At 67.1% G+C, this 21,423-nt stretch carries 21 protein-coding genes; 17 read left to right on the top strand and 4 right to left on the bottom strand.

What is annotated here, in order from left to right; genetic code table 11:
• Positions 1–3: 3 nt before the first annotated feature.
• Complete coding sequence (locus tag ACIA76_RS00720; protein WP_397147919.1) at positions 4–1,770, bottom strand: AMP-dependent synthetase/ligase; 1,767 nt, start codon at positions 1,768–1,770, stop codon at positions 4–6.
• 484 nt (positions 1,771–2,254) lie between these two features.
• Here ACIA76_RS00720 and glnA point away from each other — a divergent pair, with 484 nt between their 5' ends.
• The 3 genes from glnA (at position 2,255) to ACIA76_RS00705 (ending at position 4,568) form a co-directional block, all read left to right on the top strand.
• Positions 2,255–3,691, top strand: coding sequence for a type I glutamate--ammonia ligase (gene glnA, locus ACIA76_RS00715; protein WP_397146866.1), 1,437 nt, complete (start codon positions 2,255–2,257; stop codon positions 3,689–3,691).
• A gap of 207 nt (positions 3,692–3,898) precedes the next feature.
• The gene (locus tag ACIA76_RS00710) at positions 3,899–4,123 is read left to right on the top strand and encodes an ArsC/Spx/MgsR family protein (RefSeq protein ID WP_397146864.1); all 225 of its coding nucleotides are present in this window, start codon (positions 3,899–3,901) and stop codon (positions 4,121–4,123) included.
• Between the two features lie 88 nt (positions 4,124–4,211).
• Entirely contained in the window at positions 4,212–4,568 is a 357-nt protein-coding gene (locus ACIA76_RS00705; RefSeq protein ID WP_397146862.1) for a nuclear transport factor 2 family protein, read from the top strand.
• A 39-nt stretch (positions 4,569–4,607) separates the two neighbouring features.
• On the opposite strand, the gene ACIA76_RS00700 is transcribed toward ACIA76_RS00705, so the two are convergent.
• On the bottom strand, positions 4,608–5,486 hold the full coding sequence (locus ACIA76_RS00700; RefSeq protein WP_397146860.1) for a DUF4873 domain-containing protein: 879 nt from the start codon (positions 5,484–5,486) through the stop codon (positions 4,608–4,610).
• Positions 5,483–6,382, bottom strand: coding sequence for a diiron oxygenase (locus ACIA76_RS00695; protein ID WP_397146858.1), 900 nt, complete (start codon positions 6,380–6,382; stop codon positions 5,483–5,485). Before ACIA76_RS00695 ends, ACIA76_RS00700 begins: the two co-directional genes overlap by 4 nt.
• Positions 6,383–6,479: 97 nt before the next feature.
• Between ACIA76_RS00695 and ACIA76_RS00690 the strand changes: the two genes are divergently transcribed.
• On the top strand, positions 6,480–7,190 hold the full coding sequence (locus ACIA76_RS00690) for a TetR/AcrR family transcriptional regulator (RefSeq protein ID WP_397146856.1): 711 nt from the start codon (positions 6,480–6,482) through the stop codon (positions 7,188–7,190).
• Positions 7,191–7,236: 46 nt separating this feature from the next.
• Here the strand turns inward: ACIA76_RS00690 and ACIA76_RS00685 are convergent, their stop codons facing one another.
• The gene (locus tag ACIA76_RS00685) at positions 7,237–8,451 is read right to left on the bottom strand and encodes a DUF418 domain-containing protein (protein WP_397146854.1); all 1,215 of its coding nucleotides are present in this window, start codon (positions 8,449–8,451) and stop codon (positions 7,237–7,239) included.
• 142 nt (positions 8,452–8,593) lie between these two features.
• Between ACIA76_RS00685 and dop the strand changes: the two genes are divergently transcribed.
• From dop to ACIA76_RS00620, 13 genes are all read left to right on the top strand, one after another.
• Complete coding sequence (dop, locus tag ACIA76_RS00680) at positions 8,594–10,093, top strand: depupylase/deamidase Dop (RefSeq protein ID WP_397146852.1); 1,500 nt, start codon at positions 8,594–8,596, stop codon at positions 10,091–10,093.
• Between the two features lie 114 nt (positions 10,094–10,207).
• Entirely contained in the window at positions 10,208–10,402 is a 195-nt protein-coding gene (locus ACIA76_RS00675; RefSeq protein ID WP_062503939.1) for a ubiquitin-like protein Pup, read from the top strand.
• Complete coding sequence (gene prcB, locus ACIA76_RS00670) at positions 10,378–11,253, top strand: proteasome subunit beta (protein ID WP_397147917.1); 876 nt, start codon at positions 10,378–10,380, stop codon at positions 11,251–11,253. The genes ACIA76_RS00675 and prcB overlap by 25 nt, the downstream gene beginning before the upstream one ends.
• Complete coding sequence (gene prcA, locus ACIA76_RS00665) at positions 11,250–12,029, top strand: proteasome subunit alpha (RefSeq protein ID WP_397146849.1); 780 nt, start codon at positions 11,250–11,252, stop codon at positions 12,027–12,029. The genes prcB and prcA overlap by 4 nt, the downstream gene beginning before the upstream one ends.
• A 183-nt stretch (positions 12,030–12,212) precedes the next feature.
• Positions 12,213–13,571 carry a Pup--protein ligase gene (pafA, locus tag ACIA76_RS00660; RefSeq protein ID WP_397146846.1) on the top strand — a complete coding sequence of 453 codons (1,359 nt, stop codon included), beginning with the start codon at positions 12,213–12,215 and terminating at the stop codon, positions 13,569–13,571.
• 35 nt (positions 13,572–13,606) lie between these two features.
• The gene (locus ACIA76_RS00655; RefSeq protein WP_397146844.1) at positions 13,607–13,843 is read left to right on the top strand and encodes a FitA-like ribbon-helix-helix domain-containing protein; all 237 of its coding nucleotides are present in this window, start codon (positions 13,607–13,609) and stop codon (positions 13,841–13,843) included.
• Positions 13,836–14,240 (top strand): type II toxin-antitoxin system VapC family toxin, encoded by a 405-nt coding sequence (locus tag ACIA76_RS00650; RefSeq protein WP_397146842.1) that lies wholly within the window; start codon positions 13,836–13,838, stop codon positions 14,238–14,240. The genes ACIA76_RS00655 and ACIA76_RS00650 overlap by 8 nt, the downstream gene beginning before the upstream one ends.
• 68 nt (positions 14,241–14,308) lie before the next feature.
• Complete coding sequence (locus tag ACIA76_RS00645; RefSeq protein WP_397146840.1) at positions 14,309–15,304, top strand: helix-turn-helix transcriptional regulator; 996 nt, start codon at positions 14,309–14,311, stop codon at positions 15,302–15,304.
• Complete coding sequence (locus tag ACIA76_RS00640) at positions 15,301–16,296, top strand: helix-turn-helix transcriptional regulator (protein ID WP_397146838.1); 996 nt, start codon at positions 15,301–15,303, stop codon at positions 16,294–16,296. The genes ACIA76_RS00645 and ACIA76_RS00640 overlap by 4 nt, the downstream gene beginning before the upstream one ends.
• On the top strand, positions 16,293–17,327 hold the full coding sequence (locus ACIA76_RS00635; RefSeq protein WP_397146836.1) for a 2-dehydropantoate 2-reductase: 1,035 nt from the start codon (positions 16,293–16,295) through the stop codon (positions 17,325–17,327). The genes ACIA76_RS00640 and ACIA76_RS00635 overlap by 4 nt, the downstream gene beginning before the upstream one ends.
• A gap of 33 nt (positions 17,328–17,360) precedes the next feature.
• A complete protein-coding gene (gene tatA, locus ACIA76_RS00630) occupies positions 17,361–17,630 on the top strand; it encodes a Sec-independent protein translocase subunit TatA (protein ID WP_397146834.1) in 270 nt (89 codons plus the stop codon).
• 86 nt (positions 17,631–17,716) lie between these two features.
• Positions 17,717–18,694 (top strand): twin-arginine translocase subunit TatC, encoded by a 978-nt coding sequence (gene tatC, locus ACIA76_RS00625; protein WP_397146832.1) that lies wholly within the window; start codon positions 17,717–17,719, stop codon positions 18,692–18,694.
• 3 nt (positions 18,695–18,697) lie between these two features.
• Positions 18,698–21,394, top strand: a complete 2,697-nt coding sequence (locus tag ACIA76_RS00620; protein ID WP_397146829.1) for a DEAD/DEAH box helicase — start codon at positions 18,698–18,700, stop codon at positions 21,392–21,394.
• Positions 21,395–21,423: the final 29 nt, after the last annotated feature.

Below are 21,423 nucleotides of genomic sequence, written 5' to 3'. Positions count from 1 at the left end.
GGCCTACGTTGCGTAGAGGGATTCGATGGTATCGGCATAGGCTGCGGCGATGGGTTTGCGCCGCAGTTTGCCGGTGGCGGTGAGACATTCGCTGCCAGGAGTCCAGACATCCGGCAGCACCGCGAACTTGCGCACCTGCTCCACCCGCGAGAGCTGGGCGTTGGCCGTCGCGACGCCCTCCTCGATATTGGCCCGTACCAGTGGATTCGCGGCCAGCGCGGGGATATCGTCGCCGGGTAGTCCGTGGCGCCCGGCGAAGCTCGCGGCCAGATCGGGATCCAGGCAGATGAGCGCCGTATTATAGGACCGGCCCTCGCCGATCACCGTGACCGTTCCGGCCAGCGGGGTGTGTGCGGTGATGGTGTTCTCGATATTGGTGGGCGACATGTTCTTTCCCGCCGCGTTGATGATGAGTTCCTTCTTGCGATCGACGATCTTCAGATAGCCCTCGTCATCGATCTCACCGATATCCCCGGTATGCAGCCAGCCGTCGGAATCTATTGTCTCGTCGGTCTTTTCGGGATCCTTGCGGTAGCCGCGCATGACCATCTTCCCGCGCACCAGCACCTCGCCGTCCTCGGCGATCGACACCTCGGCGCCGGGCAGCGGAGTGCCGACGGTGCCGATCTTGATCCGCTCGGGCCGGGTGACGGTGGCGCCCGCGGTGCATTCGGTCATGCCGTACCCCTCGCATAACGGTATGCCCAGGCCCAGGAAGAACTCGTGGGTGTCGCGCGGGATCGGCGCGGAGCCGGTGACCCCTATCCGGGTCCGGTCCAGTCCGAGCCGGGTGCGGATGGTGCCCAGCACGAGCCGGTCCGCCAGCACGTAGCGCAGGTTGTCGAATATGCCCGGGCGGCGGCCGTCGGAGATCGCGCGGGCCCGTGCCCGGCCGGTCGCGATGGCCCAGTCCGCCAGCGCCCGGCGCGCCGAACTCGGTTCGGCGGCAAGCCGTTCCTCGAGGGCGGCCTTGACCTTCACCCAGATGCGCGGCACGCCCAGGAAGACCGTGGGATGCACCTCGGTGAGCGCCTCGGCGACCTGTTTGAGCTCGGCGACCGTGGTGATCTGCGCGGCGTGCAGCAGATTGAGATAGTGGGCGAACCAGCGATTGGCCGCATGGGCGTCGGGCAGATAGGACACCACCCGGTCCTCGGGGCCGCCACCGCCGAATTCGTCGATGATGCGCGCGTTTTCGATGAAGTTGGTGTGGGTGAGTTCCACACCCTTGGGCGGTCCGGTGGTGCCGGAGGTGTAGACGATGGTCAGTAGATCGTCGGGATCCACCGCGCGCCAAGCGGATTCGAAGTCGAACTCGGACGCGTCGAGGGCCTCGACCTCCGACAGCGCCGCGACGCCCTCGGCCGCGCCGTCGACGCAGATCACCTTCTCGACCTGATGCCCCTGGGCCGCGGCCTTTTCCGCCGCGGCGAGGATCTGCGGGACGAACTGGCTCTCGCAGATCACCACGCGCGGTTCGGCATTGCCGAACTGATAGGCGAGCAGATCCACCGGATTGGTGTTGTAGACCGAGAACGGGGTGGCGCCGGTATGCAGCACGGCCGTATCGCAGAGATGGAATTCGGGGCGATTGGTGAGCATCAGGGCCACGGTGTCGCCGGGACGCACGCCCACGGCCGCGAGCCCGGTGGCGATGGCGCGCACCCGGGTGCCGTATTCGCGCCAGGTGATGGCCACGCTGTCGCCGCGGGTGCGCAGGGCGATCAGATCGGGGTGACGGGCCACATTGCCCTGGAACGCCTCACACATGGTGCGCGGCCGGGCCGTGCCCGCCGCAACCGTCGAAGAACTCACGAACCTACCTCTGACTCATGATGGTCGAGGTCACGATAGTGACCCCGGCGTCATCTCCAGCACACCGCATCGCGGCGGTGGTCGCCACCGGCAATCGGGCAGAGTGCCGGTACCTCGATTGTGCACTGTGCATGACAGATGAGTAGTCGTAGTCGGTCTGAGCAGTCGATTCTATGGAAGCGTGACCTTCACATCTGGCCATTGGGCGGAAGTGGTAAGTCATGTTACCGGTTCATCGGCTGGATTGCCGCTTCGGCGGGAGATCGGCGAGGATAGCCGGAACCTATCAATCGGCATCGATATCGTCTCGGGATCGGATTCGGGCACCCGCGCGGCGAGTGTGCCGAATGATCTTGGTAGGCACCGTGATTCGCCATCCGACGGCGACCGGGAGGTCGTATCGTTGAACCGGCGGCCCGCGAGTTCGTGAGGAGTTACCGTGATCACCCCAACCACGGATGGAGTCCTGGAGTTCCTCGGCGCCGAGGAGGTCGAATACATCGACGTGCGCTTCTGCGACGTCCCCGGGGTCGAGCAGCACTTCTCCATCCCGGCGAGGATGTTCGGCCCGGATCTGGTGGCCGACGGCATCGCCTTCGACGGATCCTCGGTGCGCGGCTTCCAGCAGATCCACGAATCGGACATGCTGTTGCTCCCGGATCTCAACACCTGCCGGCTGGACCCGTTCCGGGTCGCCAAGACGCTCAATGTCAGCTGCTTCGTCCACGATCCGCACACCCGCGAGGCCTACAGCCGCGATCCGCGCAATGTGGCCCGCAAGGCCGAGGAGTATCTGCGCTCCACGAGCCTGGCCGACACCGCGTATTTCGGACCGGAGGCCGAGTTCTACATCTTCGACGCCGTGCGATACGACACCGCGATGAATCGCGCCTTCTACGAGGTGGATTCGGCCTCGGCACACTGGAACACCGGGGAGAAGTACAACCCCGACGGCAGTATCAACCGCGGCTACAAGATCCGGGCCAAGGGCGGCTACTTCCCGGTCGCGCCCTATGACCACGATGTCGATCTGCGCGATGTCATGTCCACGAATCTGCAGCGTGTGGGACTGGAACTGGAGAAGGGGCATCACGAGGTCGGCACCGCGGGCCAGGCCGAGATCAACTACCGGTTCAACACGCTGCTGGCCGCCGCCGACGATCTGCAGCTGTACAAGTACATCGTGAAGAACACCGCCTGGCAGCACGACAAGACGGTGACCTTCATGCCCAAACCGCTGTTCGGCGACAACGGCTCGGGAATGCATGTGCACCAATCGCTCTGGAAGGACGGCACGCCGCTGTTCTACGACGAGGCGGGCTATGCCGGATTGTCGGAGATGGCCCGGCACTACATCGGCGGGCTGCTGCATCACGCGCCGTCGCTACTGGCCTTCACGAATCCGACCGTCAATTCCTATAAGCGCCTCGTGCCGGGTTACGAGGCACCGGTGAATCTGGTGTACAGCCAGCGCAATCGGTCCGCGGCCGTGCGAATCCCGGTGACCGGGGCCAATCCCAACGCCAAACGCCTCGAATTCCGTTGCCCCGACTCCTCGGGTAATCCGTATCTGTCGTTCGCGGCGATGATGATGGCCGGCCTCGACGGCATCCTGAACAAGATCGAGCCCGCGATCCCGATCGATAAGGATCTCTACGAACTGACCCCGGAGGAATCCGCCGAGGTAACCCAGACCCCGGCAAGCCTCGCCGCGGTCATCGACCGTCTCGAGGCCGACCACGACTACCTGACCCAGGGCGGCGTCTTCACCGAAGACCTCCTCGAAACCTGGATCCGTCTCAAGCGCGACACCGAAATCGCCGAAATCAATGTCCGCCCACACCCATTCGAATTCGAGCTGTACTTCGACGTGTGACCGTCTCGCTCACGGCTCGGCCGAGTCCGTCCTCGCCGGTATCCGGGGTGGGTATCGTGCGCCCATGACATCGGAACAGAGGGAGATCTGGCATAACCCGCGGTGTTCGAAGAGTAGGGCGGCCAAAGCGGCCCTCGATGAGGCCGGGTCGCCTATGTCGAACGGCGGTATCTCGAGGATCCGCCCAGTGTCGCGGAGATTCGGGCGATGGTGGCTCGGCTCGGGCTCGAGCCGTGGGATATCACGCGCACCGGCGAGGACGAGGCCAAGGCGCTCGGTGTGGCGGACTGGTCACGGACAACCGCCGATCGGGAGCGGTGGATCGAGGCATTGGCAGGGCATCCGAAGCTGATCCAGCGGCCGATCGTGGTGGGCGGGGACGGCCGGGCCGTGGTCGCGCGGGACGCCGAGGCGTTGCGGTCGATAGTGTGATCGCGGCTGTGTCGCAGCGGAATTCGGGGGCGCGGGCATTACCTCGCGCGTAATCGACCGCGGCGGTCGCGTCGAAGATGCTTATCCCATGAACGAATACGACAACATCGCACAGCGGTACATCGACTCCTGGAACGAGCAGGATGCGGATAAGCGACGGGCGCTGATCGCCGAGGTATTCAGCCCGGAGGTCACCTACACCGATCCGCTGGCCCAGGTCGCGGGCGTCGAGGCGTTGGATCAGGTCATCGCCGGTGCTCAGCAGCAGTTCGCCGGGCTGGGCTTCGGGCTCGGGCCGGTCGACGGGCATAACGATATCGTCCGATTCACCTGGTTCCTCGGTGCACCGGGCGCCGAGCCGCTGGTCGTCGGGTTCGACGTGGCGGTCCTCGAGGGCGGGCGGATCACCCGGGTGCTCGGATTCCTCGATAAGGTTCCGGGCTGAATTCCGCAGCGCCGCACTGAGTCCCGGTGGATCAGGGGCTCAGTGCGCCGGGGCGGGTTCCAGCGGGAACGGAGGTTCACCGACGCCGACGATGCGCAGATTGCCCCAGGGGTCGCGCTCCTGGAGTCGGCCCGGGGCGGGGTGACCGCCGGGCAGGGTGAGGAAGACCTGTCCGCGACCCGGATCGGGCAGTTCGCCGCCGTCGGCCCCGGCGATGCGGCCGTACCAGTGGTATCGGCCGTCGATGGGATCCGGATGGCCGCTCAGCGCCACCGACACCAGCAGTTCGGCCCCGGGCGCATCCAGCAGCGCGGGACCCGAATACTCTTGTGCCGGTTCACGATCGGCGGCCACGGTCAGATCGAAATGGTGCTGCGCGGGACGGCGCGGCGCCGGCCGATAGCGGCTGTCCGCGCGCAGCCGCCGATCGAATTCGTGCTGGGTCGCGGCGCGGGCCTCGATGCGGGTGCACGAGGTGCGGCGCAGCAGATCCACGCACCGGCGGATGTAGCCGATGCGTGCCGCGAGGGCGGCGGGGGGCATCGCGGTGTCCGACAGCGGCGGCGGGGTGAGGAAGAACAGATTCGGGAAGCCGTGCAGCGCGATGCCGAGGAGTGCCGAGGTGCCGCGGGCTTGCGCAATAGTGCGACCGCCGAGGCCGATCAGGGTCCATTCCGCGAGGTCCGCGGGCGGGGTCAGCACGACGATACGCGGAGCGAATTCGCCGCGCGCCGAGCGCACCGTCCAGCGATCGGCCGCATCGTCGAATTCGAGTGCCGTGACGGGCGAATAGCAACCGACGATGCCGTCGCGGCCGAGTTCCCGCGCCGCCCTCAGCTCGTCTGCCCCGGTGCCGATGACGGCCACGTCGACATCGCCGCCGGACGGGCGCGTCCCGTGCCGCAGCGCGAACCTCATGTCAGCAGCCCTTGCCGCCGCCAGATCCATGTGCCCGCGGACCCGATGAGACCCTGTTTGTCCAGGAACGCACCGAGATTCGCCGCACCCGTGCCGAGAGCGCGCTTGGCATACGGATTGCCGCGCGCGATCCGGCTGGCCGTGCGGCCATCCAGCCCGGCCCGGGTGTACATATGCGGGTTGGTCATCAGACGGACGAACAGCGGTGCCGCGATCGCGACACATAAACGGGTATAAGCCAATTCGGCCGCCGACATGGTCGGCGCCCGGCGGGCCAGCGCGTCGCGGGCGAAGCCGATGTGGCGGGCCTCCTCGGTGACATGGATGCGCATGGCGCGCGATACCAGCGGCTGCAGTTCGGGATCGTCGAGCGTCTTGCGCTGCAGGGCGTCGAAGATCTCCTCGCCGACCAGGGCGCCCACCCAGGTCATGGCGCCCCGGAGGAACAGCTGCAATGCCGAGATGACCAGTCGCGCAGCCGGTGTCGGCCAATAGGGGCGGGCCTCGATGCGGTCGATGAGCTTACCGAACATCATCATGTGGCGGCATTCGTCGCCCATCTCGGTCAGCGTGTAATGCGAATGGCGACTGGTGGGATCGCCGTTCATCAACTCCCGCAACAACAGTCGATTGAGCAGATTCTCGAACCAGATGCCGACCGAGAGCACATTGGCCAGCTCCTGGCGCGAGAGTTCCCGGCGCTGCTGCGGGGTCATCGACTCCCACAGCTCGGTGCCGTAGAGGGAGACGACCTCCGGCGGGAGGAACAGTTTGTCGGGATCCAGGGGTGCGTCCCAGTCCAGATCCACGACGGGGTCGTAGGACTTCTTCACCGATCCGGTCAGCAGTCGCTGCGCGAGGGACTCCGCTGGGAGCAGTGTGGCTTCGTTGCCCATGACAGCTCTCCAAGTTCAAGTAACCGATACAAGCAGTAACACTCAGATTAGTGAGACATGTTGTAGCGGTCAATACTGCGGACGGTATCGTTGACGGATGACCAAAACCAGCGGAAAGTCCAGCCCCCGTCTCGACGGTCGCTCGACGCGCTGGAACGGGCATAAACAGCAGCGCCGCGCGGAGGTGCTCGACGCCGCGGTCGCGGTGATCGAGGAGAACGGCGTCGACGTCTCGGTACAGCAGATCGCCGATCGGTTGCGGCTGCCGCGGCCGGTGGTCTATCGGCATTTCGACGGCCGCACGGATCTGGACGACCAGATCCGGCAGCGGATCCTGGAGTCGCTGCTGGCGGATCTGATGCCGACCCTGCGCGCCGACGGGACGGTCAAGGATGCGGTGCGCGGGGCGGTGGGTACCTACGTCGGCTGGGTGGTGCGGCATCCGAATCTGCATCGGTTCCTCGCCGGGGATGCGCCGCAAGGAGATTCGGGTGCGCTGGCCGGTGCGCGCGATCGCATCGGCGGCCGGCTGGCGGATCTGTTCGCGACCTCGTTGGCGCGCTTCGGGATCGATCCCAATCGGGCGCGACCGATGGCCTTCGGCATCATCGGATTCGTCGACGGGGTGGTGAACAGCTGGCGCGCCGACCCCGCGCCGACGCTGTCCTCCGAACAGGTCGAGGGAATTCTGTCCTCCTCGGTCCTGGCGCTGTTCGAGGGCAACGCCCGCAGCCTCGGGGTGCCGCTGCAGCGCGACACCCTGGTGGCGGACCTGCTCGCGCAATCGGAAGCCTTACCCGCGCAGTAGGTGTCGCTTTCCCGGCGTATGCCCGAAGAATCGCCGATAGGCGGCCCTACGCCGCAACCCGGCCCTCGTGGCTGAGTGCGCGATAGCTGTTGTGCCACAACCATTCCACCGGCCCGCGCTCGAATCGGCGTAGCCATAGATGCGCGAAGGTCATCATGATCGCGCTCACCAGCAGGTGTACGCCGATGGTGAACGGCACTCGGGTGTTGGCCGAGATGTGCGCGGCGAGGCCGAGGCCCCAGCCGTAGCACAGCGTGGAGGCGATCAGATTCTGCAGGATGTAGCAGCTCAGCGCCATGCGGCCGACCTCGGCGAAGCGCCGGCCCACCGGACCGGAGTGGGTGCGCGACACGTAGAACTGGGCGACCAGGGCGAGAATGCCCAGACCCACGACGGGCGCGGTGCCGTAGCGGGTGAGCAGGACCAGATCGTGACGCCACAATCCCAGCGCCAGATCCAGCGGTGCGGCGACGCCCAGGCCGAGCACCATCAGCCGCCGCCGCAGCCGGGCGCCGCGGGCCTCGAATACGCCCGCGCGAAACAGCCACGCGCCCAATAGGAACAGCGCGATCGACAGGGGGAAGATGAGGATCGGCTCCAGCCGGAAGATCCCCGCGTGCTGGACCCGGAACACCACCAGATCCCAGAAGGAGCCGTTCGCATAGGGGTTCGGGTCGAACGGCCGCCGGGCGGGGGTATCGGTCCGGGGCGCAAGGCTTATCACGACGGCGGTGAGCGTCAGCATGCTCACGTGCACGGCGGCCGCCCCGATCAGCCAGCGCCGCCGCGCGCGATCGCTCGTCGCGAGCAGATATGCCACCACCGCGCCGGTGACCGCATAGCCCATCAGTACGTCGAACTCCGCGACGAACAGGAAGTTCAGCAGGCCGTCCAGGAACAACAGCCCCGCCCGCCACGGATATCCGCCGGGCCACGCGCGACCGGACCGCACGGCCGAGCGCTGCTGAATGGCGAGCCCGATGCCGAACATCACGGTCAGCAGGCCGAGGAACTTGCCCTGGGCGAGTTGCTGCAGCACCCGCTCGGCCCAGAACCACCAGCCGTCGGGCGGATCGAGGTTCTCCAGATAACCGATGAAGCCCGCGGGGTGGGTGAGAATCCAGACATTGGTGCCCAGGGTGCCCAGCATGGCGATGCCCCGCAGGACATCCAGGGCGGGTAGCCGCGTGGGTCGCGAACGGGGCTGGGGGACAGCGGTATTCGCGCCGGACGCGAGGGGAGGCGCGGACGATTCGGACATGCCGCCAATTCTCATACGGGCGTATGGAGCGCACCATCCCCCGGACGGCTGACCTGCCGTACGACCTGCGATCGACCCGCCGTGTGACCGATCGCCCACCGGTCCCGCCCGGGTTCGACGAACGTCGCCTAGGCTCGAACGCATGCAGCGCATCATCGGAATCGAGGTCGAGTACGGCATTTCCACGCCCACCGAGCCCTCGGCCAACCCGATTCTCACGTCCACCCAGGCGGTACTCGCCTACGCGGCGGCGGAAGGGGTGCCCCGGGCCAAGCGCACGCGGTGGGACTACGAGGTGGAATCGCCGCTGCGCGACGCGCGTGGTTTCGATCTGGGCCGGTTGAACGGACCCGCCCCCGTGATCGACGCCGACGAGGTCGGCGCGGCCAACATGATCCTCACCAACGGCGCCCGGCTCTATGTCGATCACGCCCATCCCGAATACTCCGCCCCCGAGGTCACCGACCCGCTGGACGCGGTCATCTGGGACAAGGCCGGTGAGCGCGTGATGGAGGCCGCCGCCCGCTACGCCTCCAGCGTGCCCGGTGCGCCGCGAATGCAGTTGTACAAGAACAACGTCGACGGCAAGGGCGCCTCCTACGGCACCCACGAGAACTATCTGATGAGCCGGGAGACCCCGTTCAATCAGATCATCGCCGGGCTCACACCGTTCTTCGTGTCCCGGCAGGTGATCTGCGGATCCGGCCGCGTGGGCATGGGTCAGTCCGGCGATCAGGCGGGCTTCCAACTGTCCCAGCGCGCGGATTACATCGAGGTCGAGGTGGGGCTCGAGACCACGCTCAAGCGCGGCATCATCAATACCCGTGACGAACCGCACGCCGATGCCGATAAGTACCGCCGCCTGCACGTGATCCTCGGCGATGCGAATCTGGCCGAATGGTCGACCTATCTGAAGGTCGGATCCACCGCGCTGGTCCTGGATCTCATCGAGGCCGGCGAGGATCTGTCGGATCTGCAGCTGGCCCGCCCGGTCACCGCGGTGCACCAGATCAGTCACGATCCGACGCTGCGCGCGACGGTCGCGCTGACCGACGGGCGCGAGCTGACCGGCCTGGCGCTGCAGCGGTTGTATCTGGACCGGGTGGCGAAGTTCCACAGCCGCCAGGGCGCCGACGACGCCCGGGTCACCGACGTCCTGGAGAAGTGGGCGCATGTGCTCGATCTGCTCGAACGCGATCCCCTGGAGACCGCGCACCTGCTGGACTGGACCGCCAAGTTGCGGCTGCTCGAGGGCATGCGCAACCGCGAGGGGCTGGGCTGGGCGGCGCCGAAGCTGCATCTGATGGATCTGCAGTATTCGGATGTGCGCCTGGACAAGGGCCTGTACAACCGGCTGGTCGCGCGCGGATCGATGCAGCGACTGGTCAGTGAGCAGCAGGTGCTCGACGCCATGACCAATCCGCCGACCGATACCCGCGCCTACTTCCGCGGCGAATGCCTGCGCCGCTTCGGAGCCGATATCGCCGCCGCCAGTTGGGATTCGGTCATCTTCGATCTGGGTGGGGATTCGTTGGTCCGCATTCCCACGCTGGAACCGCGCCGCGGCACGAAATCGCATGTGGGCAAGCTGCTCGACGGCGTGGACACGGCCGCTCAGCTGGTCGAACAGCTGACCACGTAGGGGCGCGTTACCAGGTAATCCGGCCAGTGGTCCCCGCCGCTGGGTAGTGTTGACATACGAGCATCGGATTTTCTCCGGTGCTCGCCGATATCAGTACAGAGGAGGTCGGCTGCTATGGCACAAGAGCAGACCAAGCGCGCCGGTGGCGGCGACGAGGACGACGACGCCGTCGGCGTCGATGCCGCGGGGCAGGAGCGTCGCGAGAAACTGGCGGAGGAAACCGACGACCTACTCGACGAGATCGATGATGTGCTCGAGGAGAACGCGGAAGACTTCGTGCGCGCATACGTTCAGAAAGGCGGCCAGTGACATCAGGTGACCCCTTGCGGCTCCATGTGGGGTACGCCCTGTCGTCCTTCTCCGAGTATCTGCGGGAACACGCTCCGGAATTGTTGTCCGGCAACGGTTTCGGGCGGATCGCCGACGCCGCCCCGAGGGGTGCGGCGCAGGACATCGCCCCGCACGGCACCACGATCGTCGCGGTGAGCTACCGCGGCGGGGTGCTGATCGCCGGTGATCGGCGTGCCACCCAGGGCAACCTGCTGGCCAGCCGTGATATGGAGAAGGTGTACATCACCGACTCGTTCTCCGCGGCCGGTATCGCCGGTACCGCGGGCGTGGCGGTGGAGATGATTCGGCTGTTCGCCGTGGAGTTGGAGCATTACGAGAAGATCGAGGGCGTATCCCTGACCTTCGACGGTAAGGCCAACAAGCTGTCGAAGATGGTGCGCGACAATCTGCCCGCGGCCCTGCAGGGACTCGCCGTGGTGCCGATCCTGGTCGGCTACGACCCGCAGGCCACCGATGCGGACCGGGCCGGGCGCATCGTGTCCTACGACGTGGTCGGCGGGCGCAGCGAGGAGCGGTTCGGTTACACCGCGGTCGGCTCGGGATCGATGTTCGCCAAGACCTCGTTGAAGAAGACCTACCATCGCGGCATCGACGAGGATCGCGCCCTGCGCATCGCCGTCGAGTCGCTGCTGGACGCCTCCGACGACGACACCGCGACCGGTGGTCCGGATCTGCTGCGCAACATCTTCCCGACCGCGGTCGTGATCAATGCCGAAGGGACCGTAGAGGTTTCGGATGAGCGGCTGGCCGAGATCGCCCGGGCGATCGTCGACGAGCGCATGGCGGAGGAAAGAGGTGCCACGGCATGACACTGCCCTATTACGCGTCGGCCGAGCAGATCATGCGCGACAAGACCGAACTTGCGCGCAAGGGCATCGCACGGGGCCGCAGTGTCGTGGTTTTGGTGTACGACAAGGGTGTGCTGTTCGTCGCCGAGAATCCCTCGGCGACGCTGCACAAGGTGAGTGAACTCTACGATCGGGTCGGCTTCGCCGCGGTCGGCAAGTACAACGAGTTCGAGAACCTGCGGCGTGGCGGCATCCTGCAGGCAGATCTGCGCGGCTACCAATACGATCGGCGCGACGTTACCGGCCGGCAGCTGGCCAACATGTACGCCTCGGCGCTGGGGTCGATCTTCACCGATCAGCTCAAACCGTTCGAGGTGGAGCTGTGCGTCGCGGAGGTGGCCTATCCCGAACAGGAACCCAATTCGGTGCTGTTCCGGATCAACTTCGACGGCTCCATCGTCGATGAGCGGGAATACATCGTCATGGGCGGCAATACCGAGCCCATCGTCACCGCGCTCAAGGGCTCCTACAAGCCGGGCCTGGATCTGAGCGCCGCGATCAACGTGGCCGTGCAGGCGCTGCAGAAGGTCGCCCCCGAGAGCGGGGACAAGGACAAGCGGGTGCTCGGCGTCGGCTCGCTCGAGGTGGCAATGCTCGAGCAGGCCCGGCCGCGTCGTGCCTTCCGGCGGATCAGCGGTCCCGCCCTGGAGGCGCTGCTCCCGGGCGGCAAGAGCGGCAAGTCCAAGGGCGGCGACAAGGCGGAGACCCCCTCGGCGGGGGACCCCTCCAACCCGTAGTCGCTTTCGCGAATGTGACCCGGATCCCTTGCACTCGGAACTGCCGAGTGCAAGGGATCCGGTCATTTCGGCCGCACTCGGCCGGTCATTGTTGAGATCTCCGGCGAAATCGTTGCGAAGACGTATGCATTACCTCGCTCGCACAGCCACTTTCGGGGATGGCATGGCTGTAATGTCGATAGTGTGCAGCGACGAATCATGGGGATCGAGACCGAATTCGGGGTGACGTGCACGTTCCACGGTCACCGTCGGTTGAGCCCTGACGAGGTGGCCCGGTATCTGTTCCGCCGGGTGGTTTCCTGGGGCCGTAGCTCGAACGTATTCCTCCGCAACGGTGCCCGGCTCTACCTCGATGTCGGATCCCATCCGGAGTACGCCACGGCCGAATGCGACAGCCTGGTGCAGCTGGTCACCCACGATCGCGCGGGTGAGCGGGTGCTCGAGGAGCTGTTGATCGATGCCGAGCAGCGCTTGGCCGAGGAGGGGATCGGCGGCGATATCTATCTGTTCAAGAACAACACCGATTCGGCGGGCAACTCCTACGGCTGCCATGAGAACTTCCTGGTCGTCCGAGCCGGGGAATTCTCCCGGATCTCCGATGTGCTGTTGCCGTTCCTGGTCACCCGCCAGCTGATCTGCGGCGCGGGCAAGGTGCTGCAGACGCCGAAGGCGGCGACCTTCTGCCTGTCGCAGCGGGCCGAGCACATCTGGGAGGGCGTCTCCTCGGCAACCACCCGATCGCGCCCGATCATCAACACCCGCGACGAGCCGCACGCCGACGCCGAGAAGTACCGGCGCCTGCACGTCATCGTCGGCGACTCGAACATGGCCGAGACCACCACCATGCTCAAGGTCGGCACGGCCGCGCTGGTGCTCGAGATGATCGAGGCGGGCGTCTCCTTCCGAGATTTCGCGTTGGACAACCCGATCCGCGCCATCCGCGAGGTGAGCCACGACCTGACCGGCCGCCGCCCGGTGCGCCTCGCCGGCGGCCGCCAGGCCAGCGCCCTGGACATCCAGCGCGAGTACTACGCCCGCGCGGTCGAACATCTGCGCAATCGCGAGCGCGATCCGCAGGTCGACGCCGTGGTGGATCTGTGGGGCCGCACCCTGGACGCGGTCGAGGCGCAGGATTTCGCCAAGGTCGACACCGAGATCGACTGGGTGATCAAGCGCAAGCTGTTCCAGCGCTATCAGGACCGCTACAACATGGACCTGTCCGATCCCAAGATCGCCCAGCTGGATCTGGCCTATCACGACATCAAGCGCGGCCGCGGCGTCTTCGACCTGCTGCAGCGCAAGGGCCTGGCCAAGCGGGTCACCGAGGACGAGTCGGTCGACGCGGCGGTCACGACGCCGCCGCAGACCACCCGTGCCAAGCTGCGCGGCGATTTCATCACCGCGGCGCAGGAGGCCGGACGCGACTTCACCGTCGACTGGGTGCATCTGAAGCTGAACGACCAGGCCCAGCGCACGGTGCTGTGCAAGGACCCGTTCCGTTCGGTGGACGAGCGCGTGGATCGGTTGATCGCGTCGATGTAGCCGTAAGAGCCGCCGTATAGCGCTATAATAGCGCTATGGCAACGATCCAGGTGCGGAACATTCCGGAAGAGAACGCCGAACTGTTGCGACGTGCGGCCGCAGACGCAGGCATGTCGCTGCAGGCGTACATGCAGCGGGAAGTGAATGCCTTGGCGCGGCGACAGACCAAGCTCGCGGCCCTTGAGGCTTATCGGGAGGAGTTCTTCCGCCAGGGCTCCAGCTTGCCGCCCGGGTTCGCCGCAGATGCCGTCAGGGAGCTTCGGGGTGAGTGATGAGCTTGTTGTCGATGCGTCGGCGATGATCGACTGTCTGCTTCGTGAGGATGCCGTCGGGGTTGAGCTTGCACAACGCATCTCCCAATCGACTTGCCATGCCCCGCATCTCATTGACGCCGAAGTCGGCAGTGTCCTGCGGAAGTTCGAACGAAGCGGAGCGATAGTGGAGGATCAGGCTGCCTGCGGACTGCGGATGACGAAACTCCTGGTGGATCATCGATACGTTCATCATGGGCAGCTGGCCTCGGATGCATGGGGACTGCGCCATTCGATCACCTTCTACGACGGCTTGTACGCGGCCTTGGCCGCTCGTCTGGGCCTACCTCTGTTGACGACCGATGCGAAACTGGCGAAGGCTCCCGGGCTTCCGTGCCAGGTAGTGCTGCTTGCCTGATACTGCGCTGTCGGCGAAACACCGGACCACCGCGCATCGATGCGCGGGTGCGCATTACTCTCTATCGGGTGGCGATATCCAAGGTCGAGCGGCTGATGAATCTGGTCATCGCGCTGTTGTCGACCCGGCAGTTCCTGACCGCGGAGCGGATCCGCGACAGCGTTGCCGGATATGAGGATTCCGCCAGTGACGAGGCGTTCAGCCGGATGTTCGAGCGCGATAAGAACGAGCTGCGCGATCTGGGGATTCCGCTCGAGGTCGGACCGGTCAGCCGGTACTCCAGCCAGGAGGGCTATCGCATCAACCGCGATGCCTACGAACTCCCCGATATCGATCTGACCAGCGAGGAGGCCGCCGCGGTCGCGGTGGCCGTACAGCTGTGGGAGTCACCGGAACTGGCCTCCGCGGCCGAGGGCGCGCTGTTGAAGCTGCGCGCCGCGGGGGTCCATGTGGAACCCGACGCGGCCGTGGCGTCGGTCCCGTCGGTGCCCGCCCGCACCCGCGGATCCGAGGCCGCGCTGGGCAAGCTGCTGGCGGCGGTCGACGAGGGCCGAGCGGTCCGATTCGAACACCGGATGTCGCACGGCGCCCCCTATCTCATGCGCGATGTGGAACCGTGGGGTGTGGTGACCCATCACGGGCGCTGGTATCTGGTCGGACACGACCGCGATCGCGAGGCCGTGCGCACCTTCCGGCTGTCGCGTATCGGCGAGGATGTCATCGCCTACGGTCCGGAGAACGCGGTGCACAAACCCGAGGGTGTGGATCTGCGCAGGATCGTCGCCGAGGTGACCGGTGCGGCCCCGGTGACCGGCTCCGCGACGGTCTGGGTGGCCGACGGCCGCGCCCAGGACATCCGCCGCCTCGGCGCGATCGTGGAGGACCGCGAGATCGGCGGGCGGTCCGGTGCGATCGTCGAGGTGCCGGTGCGTTCGCGAGAGTGGTTGGCGCGCTTGATCGCCGGGCTCGGACCCGACGCCCTGGTGCTCGCCCCGGCCGATCTGCGCGCCGATGTGATCGAGCGGTTGCGGTCGGTACTCGAGCGCACGGAGGTGGGTGCGTGAGTAGTCGCCTGTCCACGCGCCTGTCGCGGCTGCTGAACATGGTCCCGTACTTCCTGGCCAATCCCGGCATCAGTGCGGCCGAGGCCGCCGCGGATCTGGGCGTGACCACCAAACAGTTGATGAGCGATCTCAATCAGCTGTGGATGTGCGGCCTGCCGGGCTACGGGCCGGGCGATCTGATCGATCTGTCGTTCTCCGAGGAGAGCATCGAGGTCACCTTCTCCGCGGGCATCGAACGCCCACTGCGCCTGACCTCCACCGAGGCCACCGCGCTGCTGGTGGCGCTGCGCTCGATCGCCGCCCTGCCGGGCATGGTCGATCCGACCGCGGCGCAGTCGGCGACGGCGAAGATCGAGGCCGCCATCGCGGGGGACAAGGGCACCGACGACGGCAGTGTCGCCATGCTGCCCGTGGAGGCCCCGGCGGTGACGACGGTTCGCTCGGCGCTCGCGCGGGGGCGCGCGCTGAGGCTGGTGTACTACTCGGCCAGCCGCGATGTGGTCTCCGAGCGGGTGGTCGACCCGATCCGAATCGTGTTGGTGGACAACAACTCCTATCTGCAGGCCTGGTGCCGCCAGGCCGAGGGTGTGCGGCTGTTCCGCTTCGACCGGATCGAGGAGGCCGTCGAACTCGACGAACCCGCGCATCCGCCCAGCCACGCGACCGACGAGACCGCGGGTCTGGACCTGTTCTCCGACGATCCGGCGGTTCCGTTGGCGCGCTTGCGGATCCGCTCGGACTACGGTTGGGTTCTGGATCAGTACCCCATGCATCGGGTGGCCGTACACGCCGACGGCAGCGTCGAGGCGACCATGCGGTTCGCCACGCGGGACTGGATGGCGCGGCTGCTGCTCGGATTCGGCTCGGGCGTGACGGTACTGGGTCCGGCGGAGTTGGTGACCGCGGTGCGCGAGCGTTCCGGCGCCGCCCTGGCCGCCTATGACGAGGCCGGATACGAACAGCCCGTGATCGAGGAGGTCGGTCCCGCTTGACGTTTCGCGTGACGGTGCTCGGCGCCGGCAGCGTCGGCATCTTCGTGGGCGGCAAACTGGCCGCCGCGGGTGCCGACGTCACCTTCGTGGGCAGGCCCCGGGTCATCGAGGCGATCACGGCCTCGGGCCTGTGGCTGACCGATCTCGACGGCGGCGACGACCGGGTGGCCGCGACAGGTTTCCGCGTCGCCACCGAACCCGATTCGGCCGCCACCGCCGATCTGGTGCTGGTCACCGTGAAATCCGCGCAGACCGCCGATACCGCCAAGCAGCTGATCGGCCGGGCCCGCCCGGCCACGGTGATCCTGAGCCTGCAGAACGGAATCGGCAACGACTCCGTGATCCGCGAGACCGTGCCGTCGGCCGTGGCGCTGGCGGGCATGGTGATGTTCAATGTCATCCAGCACGAGGGCGGGCGATTCCATCGCGGCACCGAGGGCGGGCTGGCCGTCGCCGACGATCCGGCGCTGGAGCGATTCGCCCCGCTGTTCCGCCGGGCCGGACTCGAACTGGATCGGCCCGCCGATCTGCGGCCCGTGCAATGGGGCAAGCTGCTGCTGAATCTGAACAACGCCGTCAACGCCCTGTCCGGGCGGGCACTGCGCGAACAGCTGTCTGGGCGCGACTATCGGCGCTGCCTGGCGCTGGCGCAGCTCGAGGCGCTGGCGGTCATGCATCGGGCCCGGATCCGCCCGGCCCGGCTGACGCTGCTGCCGCCGGAAGTGCTGGCGCGCGTGCTGACCCTGCCCGATGCGGTGTACGGCCGGATCGCCGGGCGATTCCTGGCGATCGATCCGATGGCCCGCTCGTCCATGGCCGACGATCTGGCGCTCGGACGCAAGACCGAAATCAATTGGCTCTGTGGGGAAATCGTCACTCTCGGCCGCATGGTCGGGCTGGCGACGCCGGTGAACGCGCGGCTGATCGAATTGGTCAACGCCGCCGAGAACGGTGACCCCCGCACGTGGTCGGGCCCGGAGCTGCTGGCACAGTTGCGGGCGGCGAAGGCCGTCGCGGCCGAACACCGGTAGCATCGGACATATCACAGTCTTGGGAGGTAAGCGATGGGTTCACTCAGCGCGACGCATTGGCTCATCATTGCGTTGCTGGTGCTGGTGCTGTTCGGGGCCAAGCGGCTGCCCGATGCGGCCCGCGGCCTCGGGCGGTCGCTGCGCATCTTCAAGAGTGAGATGAGCGAGATGCACAACGAGAGCGCTAAGCCCACTCCCGCGGAGCAGGCCCCGGCGCCGGCCCCGGCTCAGCCGCAGGAGCTGCCCCCGGCGCAGCCGAGCGTGCAGACGCCGCAGCCCAGTCCGGAAACGCATAAGGCATAGCGCGTTGTCGTCACCCGGGATGAGTTGTCTCGTCCCGGGTTCAATCATGTCCGGACGCCCAGGCGATCAGCGAGGCAGTCACATCCATGCGCATTCCGTTCGACCCCCGGCGTAGCCGGCGCAGAACGAATCCCGACGGCACCATGTCGTTGGTCGAGCACCTGCAGGAGCTGCGGTCGCGGCTGTTGAAGGCGCTGCTCGCCGTGGGGCTCACCACGGTGCTCGGATTCCTGTGGTACGCACACGGATTCCTCGGGGTGGAGAGTCTCGGCGCCATCCTGAAGGGTCCGTACTGTTCGCTGCCGCCCGGGCATCGGGCCGTCCTGACCGCCGACCCGAACTCGTGTCAGCTGCTGGCGACCGCGCCGTTCGAACAGTTCATGCTGCGGTTCAAGGTCGGCCTGACCGCGGGTGTCGTGCTGGCGTGCCCGGCCTGGCTGTATCAGCTGTGGGGGTTCATCACCCCCGGGCTGTACGCGAAGGAACGCAAGTACGCCATCAGCTTCGTGGCCGCCGGCGCCGCGCTGTTCGTGACCGGTGCGGTGCTGGCCTACCTGGTCGTGGCCCACGCGTTGAGCTTCCTGCTCGGCATCGGCAGCAACGTCCAGATCACGGCGCTGAGCGGTACGCAGTACTTCGACTTCATCATCAAGCTGCTGATCATCTTCGGTGTGAGCTTCGAGACGCCGCTGCTGATCGTGGGGCTCAACATGATCGGCGTGCTCAGCTACGAGAAGCTGAAGAAGTGGCGCCGCGGCATGATCTTCGGCCTGTTCGTATTCGCCGCTATCGTCACCCCACAGGATCCGTTCTCCATGCTCGCATTGGCGGGCGCGCTGACGGTGCTGTTCGAGGTCGCGGTGCAGGTGGCCCGGTTCAACGATCGGCGTCGCGCGCGACGCGCGGACGACTGGGGTGCGCTGAGCGATGAACAGGCCTCGCCGCTGGGCGGATCGGACGAGTCCGATGCGGTCGAGCCGGCGCGATCGGTCGGACTGACCGAACCGATCACCGCGCCGGAGAAATCACCGCGCCCGCTGTCGGACTACTCCGATACGCTCTGACGAGTGGCACATCGGTCGCTTTCCGGCGAACTCGCGGCATTCGCCGCGGAACTGAGTTTCTCCCTCGATCCATTCCAGGAGCAGTCCTGCGCGGCGCTACAGGGCGGGCACAGCGTGCTGGTCTGCGCGCCGACCGGCGCGGGTAAGACCGTCGTCGGGGAGTTCGCCGTACATCTAGCGCTGGCCGCGGGCGGGAAATGCTTCTACACCACGCCGATCAAGGCGCTGTCGAATCAGAAGTACGCCGATCTGGTCGAGCGCTACGGGCGCGGCGCGGTGGGATTGCTGACGGGGGATCAGTCGCTGAATCCGGACGCCTCGGTGGTGGTCATGACCACCGAGGTGCTGCGCAACATGCTGTACGCGAGTTCGGATGCGCTGCAGGGGCTTTCCTACGTCGTCATGGACGAGGTGCACTATCTGGCCGACCGGTTCCGCGGCGCGGTGTGGGAGGAGGTCATCCTGCATCTGCCGCCGGATGTGCGGCTGGTGAGCCTGTCGGCGACGGTCAGCAATGCCGAGGAGTTCGGCGCATGGATGGAGACCGTGCGCGGCGACACCACGGTCATCGTCGATGAGACCCGGCCGGTGCCGCTGTGGCAGCACGTGCTGGTGGGGCGGCGGCTGTTCGACCTGTTCGACGCCAAGTCCAATGACCAGAAGGTCCTGGTGGACGAGGATCTGGTGCGCTACATCAAACAGCGTGAGGCCGCCGATCGGATGAACGGCTGGGGCGGTCCGCCGCGCGGCCGCGGCGGGCCACGGCGCGATCCCCGTTCGGTGCCGCGCCCGGAGATGCTGGCCCTGCTCGACAAGGAGGGGCTGCTCCCGGCGATCACGTTCATCTTCAGCCGCGCCGGCTGCGACGGGGCGCTGGCGCAGTGCGCGCGGTCGCGGCTGGATCTGAGCCGGCCCGAGGATTTCGATGCGGTCGAGGAGATCATCACCAAGCACACCGGGGATCTGCCGCGCGCCGATCTCGAGGTACTGGGTTACTGGGAGTGGCGCGACGGGCTGCATCGCGGCCTGGCCGCCCACCACGCGGGGATGCTGCCCGCCTTCCGGCACGCGGTCGAGGAGTTGTTCGTGCGCGGCCTGGTGCGGGCCGTATTCGCCACGGAGACACTGGCTCTGGGCATCAACATGCCCGCCCGCACGGTGGTGCTGGAGCGGCTGGTCAAGTTCAACGGCGAGGCGCACGCCGAACTCACCCCGGGTGAGTACACGCAGCTGACCGGGCGCGCGGGGCGGCGCGGGATCGATATCGAGGGGCATGCCGTGGTGGTGTGGACCCCCGACGTCGACACCAGCGCGGTGGCCGGTCTCGCGTCCACCCGCACCTATCCGCTGCGCAGTTCGTTCCGCCCCGGCTACAACATGTCGATCAATCTCATCGATCGGATGGGCTCGCAGGAGTCGCGGGCGCTGCTCGAGCGGTCCTTCGCCCAGTTCCAGGCCGACCGTTCGGTCGTCGGCCTGGTGCGCGGCATCGAACGCAACGAGGGCGCGCTGCGCAAGCTGCGCTCGCAGATCGGCGACGACGGTTTCCTCGAATACCTGTCCCTGCGTGAGCGGATCAAGCAGCGCGAGCGCGATCTCGAACGTCAGGGCCGGGCCGATCGCCGGGGCGCGGCGGTGGCCTCGCTGACCGTCTTGCGCCGCGGGGATGTGGTGGTGATCCCGAGTGGCCGACGGCAGGGACTCGCGGTGATCCTGGAACCGGATGCGACGCCGGGCGATCCGCGGCCGCTGGTGCTCACCGAGGACAAGTGGGCCGGGCGCATCTCGGCGGCTGATTTCCCCACGCCCGCACAGTCTTTGGGCCGAATGCGGCTGCCGCGCCATATCGATCACCGCACCGCGCGCGTGCGCCGCGATCTGGCCTCGGCGCTGCGCGACACCGGGCTCAGTGCGCCCGGGCGGCAGCGCCGCGGCTCGCGCAGCAAGGGCGCCGACGATCGCGAACTGGAGAATCTGCGCCGGGCGCTGCGTGCGCATCCGGCCCATACCCGGCCCGACCGCGAGCAGCTGGCCCGCATCGGCGAGCGCTATGCCCGCCTCGACCGCGAGACCGAATCCATGCGCCAGAAGGTGGCGGCGACCACGAACTCGCTGGCCCGCACCTTCGACCGCATCGTCGGACTGCTCGCCGAGCGCGGCTATGTCGCCGATGGCGAGGTGACCGCGGACGGTCGGCGGCTGGCCCGGATCTATACCGAGGCCGATCTCGTTGTGGCCGAATGCCTTCGGCAGGGGTCGTGGCGCGGGCTCGGTCCGGCCGAATTGGCCGCGGTGGTGTCGATCCTGGTGTACGAGTCGCGGCAGGAAACCAGCGCGTATCTGGGACCGACGGGCCCGACCGCACCGATCCGCCGTGCCATCGGCGCGACGGTCGGGGTGTTCAGCGAGCTGCGCACCGATGAGGCGCGGCATAAGCTGCCCCCGACCCGCGAACCCGATCTCGGCTTCGTCACCGGCGTGCACAAGTGGGCGCGCGGCGACGGTCTGGCCGACTCCCTGTTGGCCAGCGGCGAACAGAGCGCCCCGCTGTCGGCCGGTGATTTCGTGCGCTGGTGCCGCCAGGTGATCGACCTGCTCGACCAGATCCACCAGACCGCCGACGATGCCGAGGTCGCCTCGACCGCGGCGAAGGCGGTGCGCGCGATCCGCCGCGGCGTCGTCGCCGTGGACGCGGCCTGATGTCGCGAACGTCGCCAATGCGAACACGG

Source organism: Nocardia sp. NPDC051570, assembly GCF_044454005.1.
GTDB lineage: Bacteria > Actinomycetota > Actinomycetes > Mycobacteriales > Mycobacteriaceae > Nocardia.
This window is presented reverse-complemented; position numbering and strand designations above follow the sequence as displayed.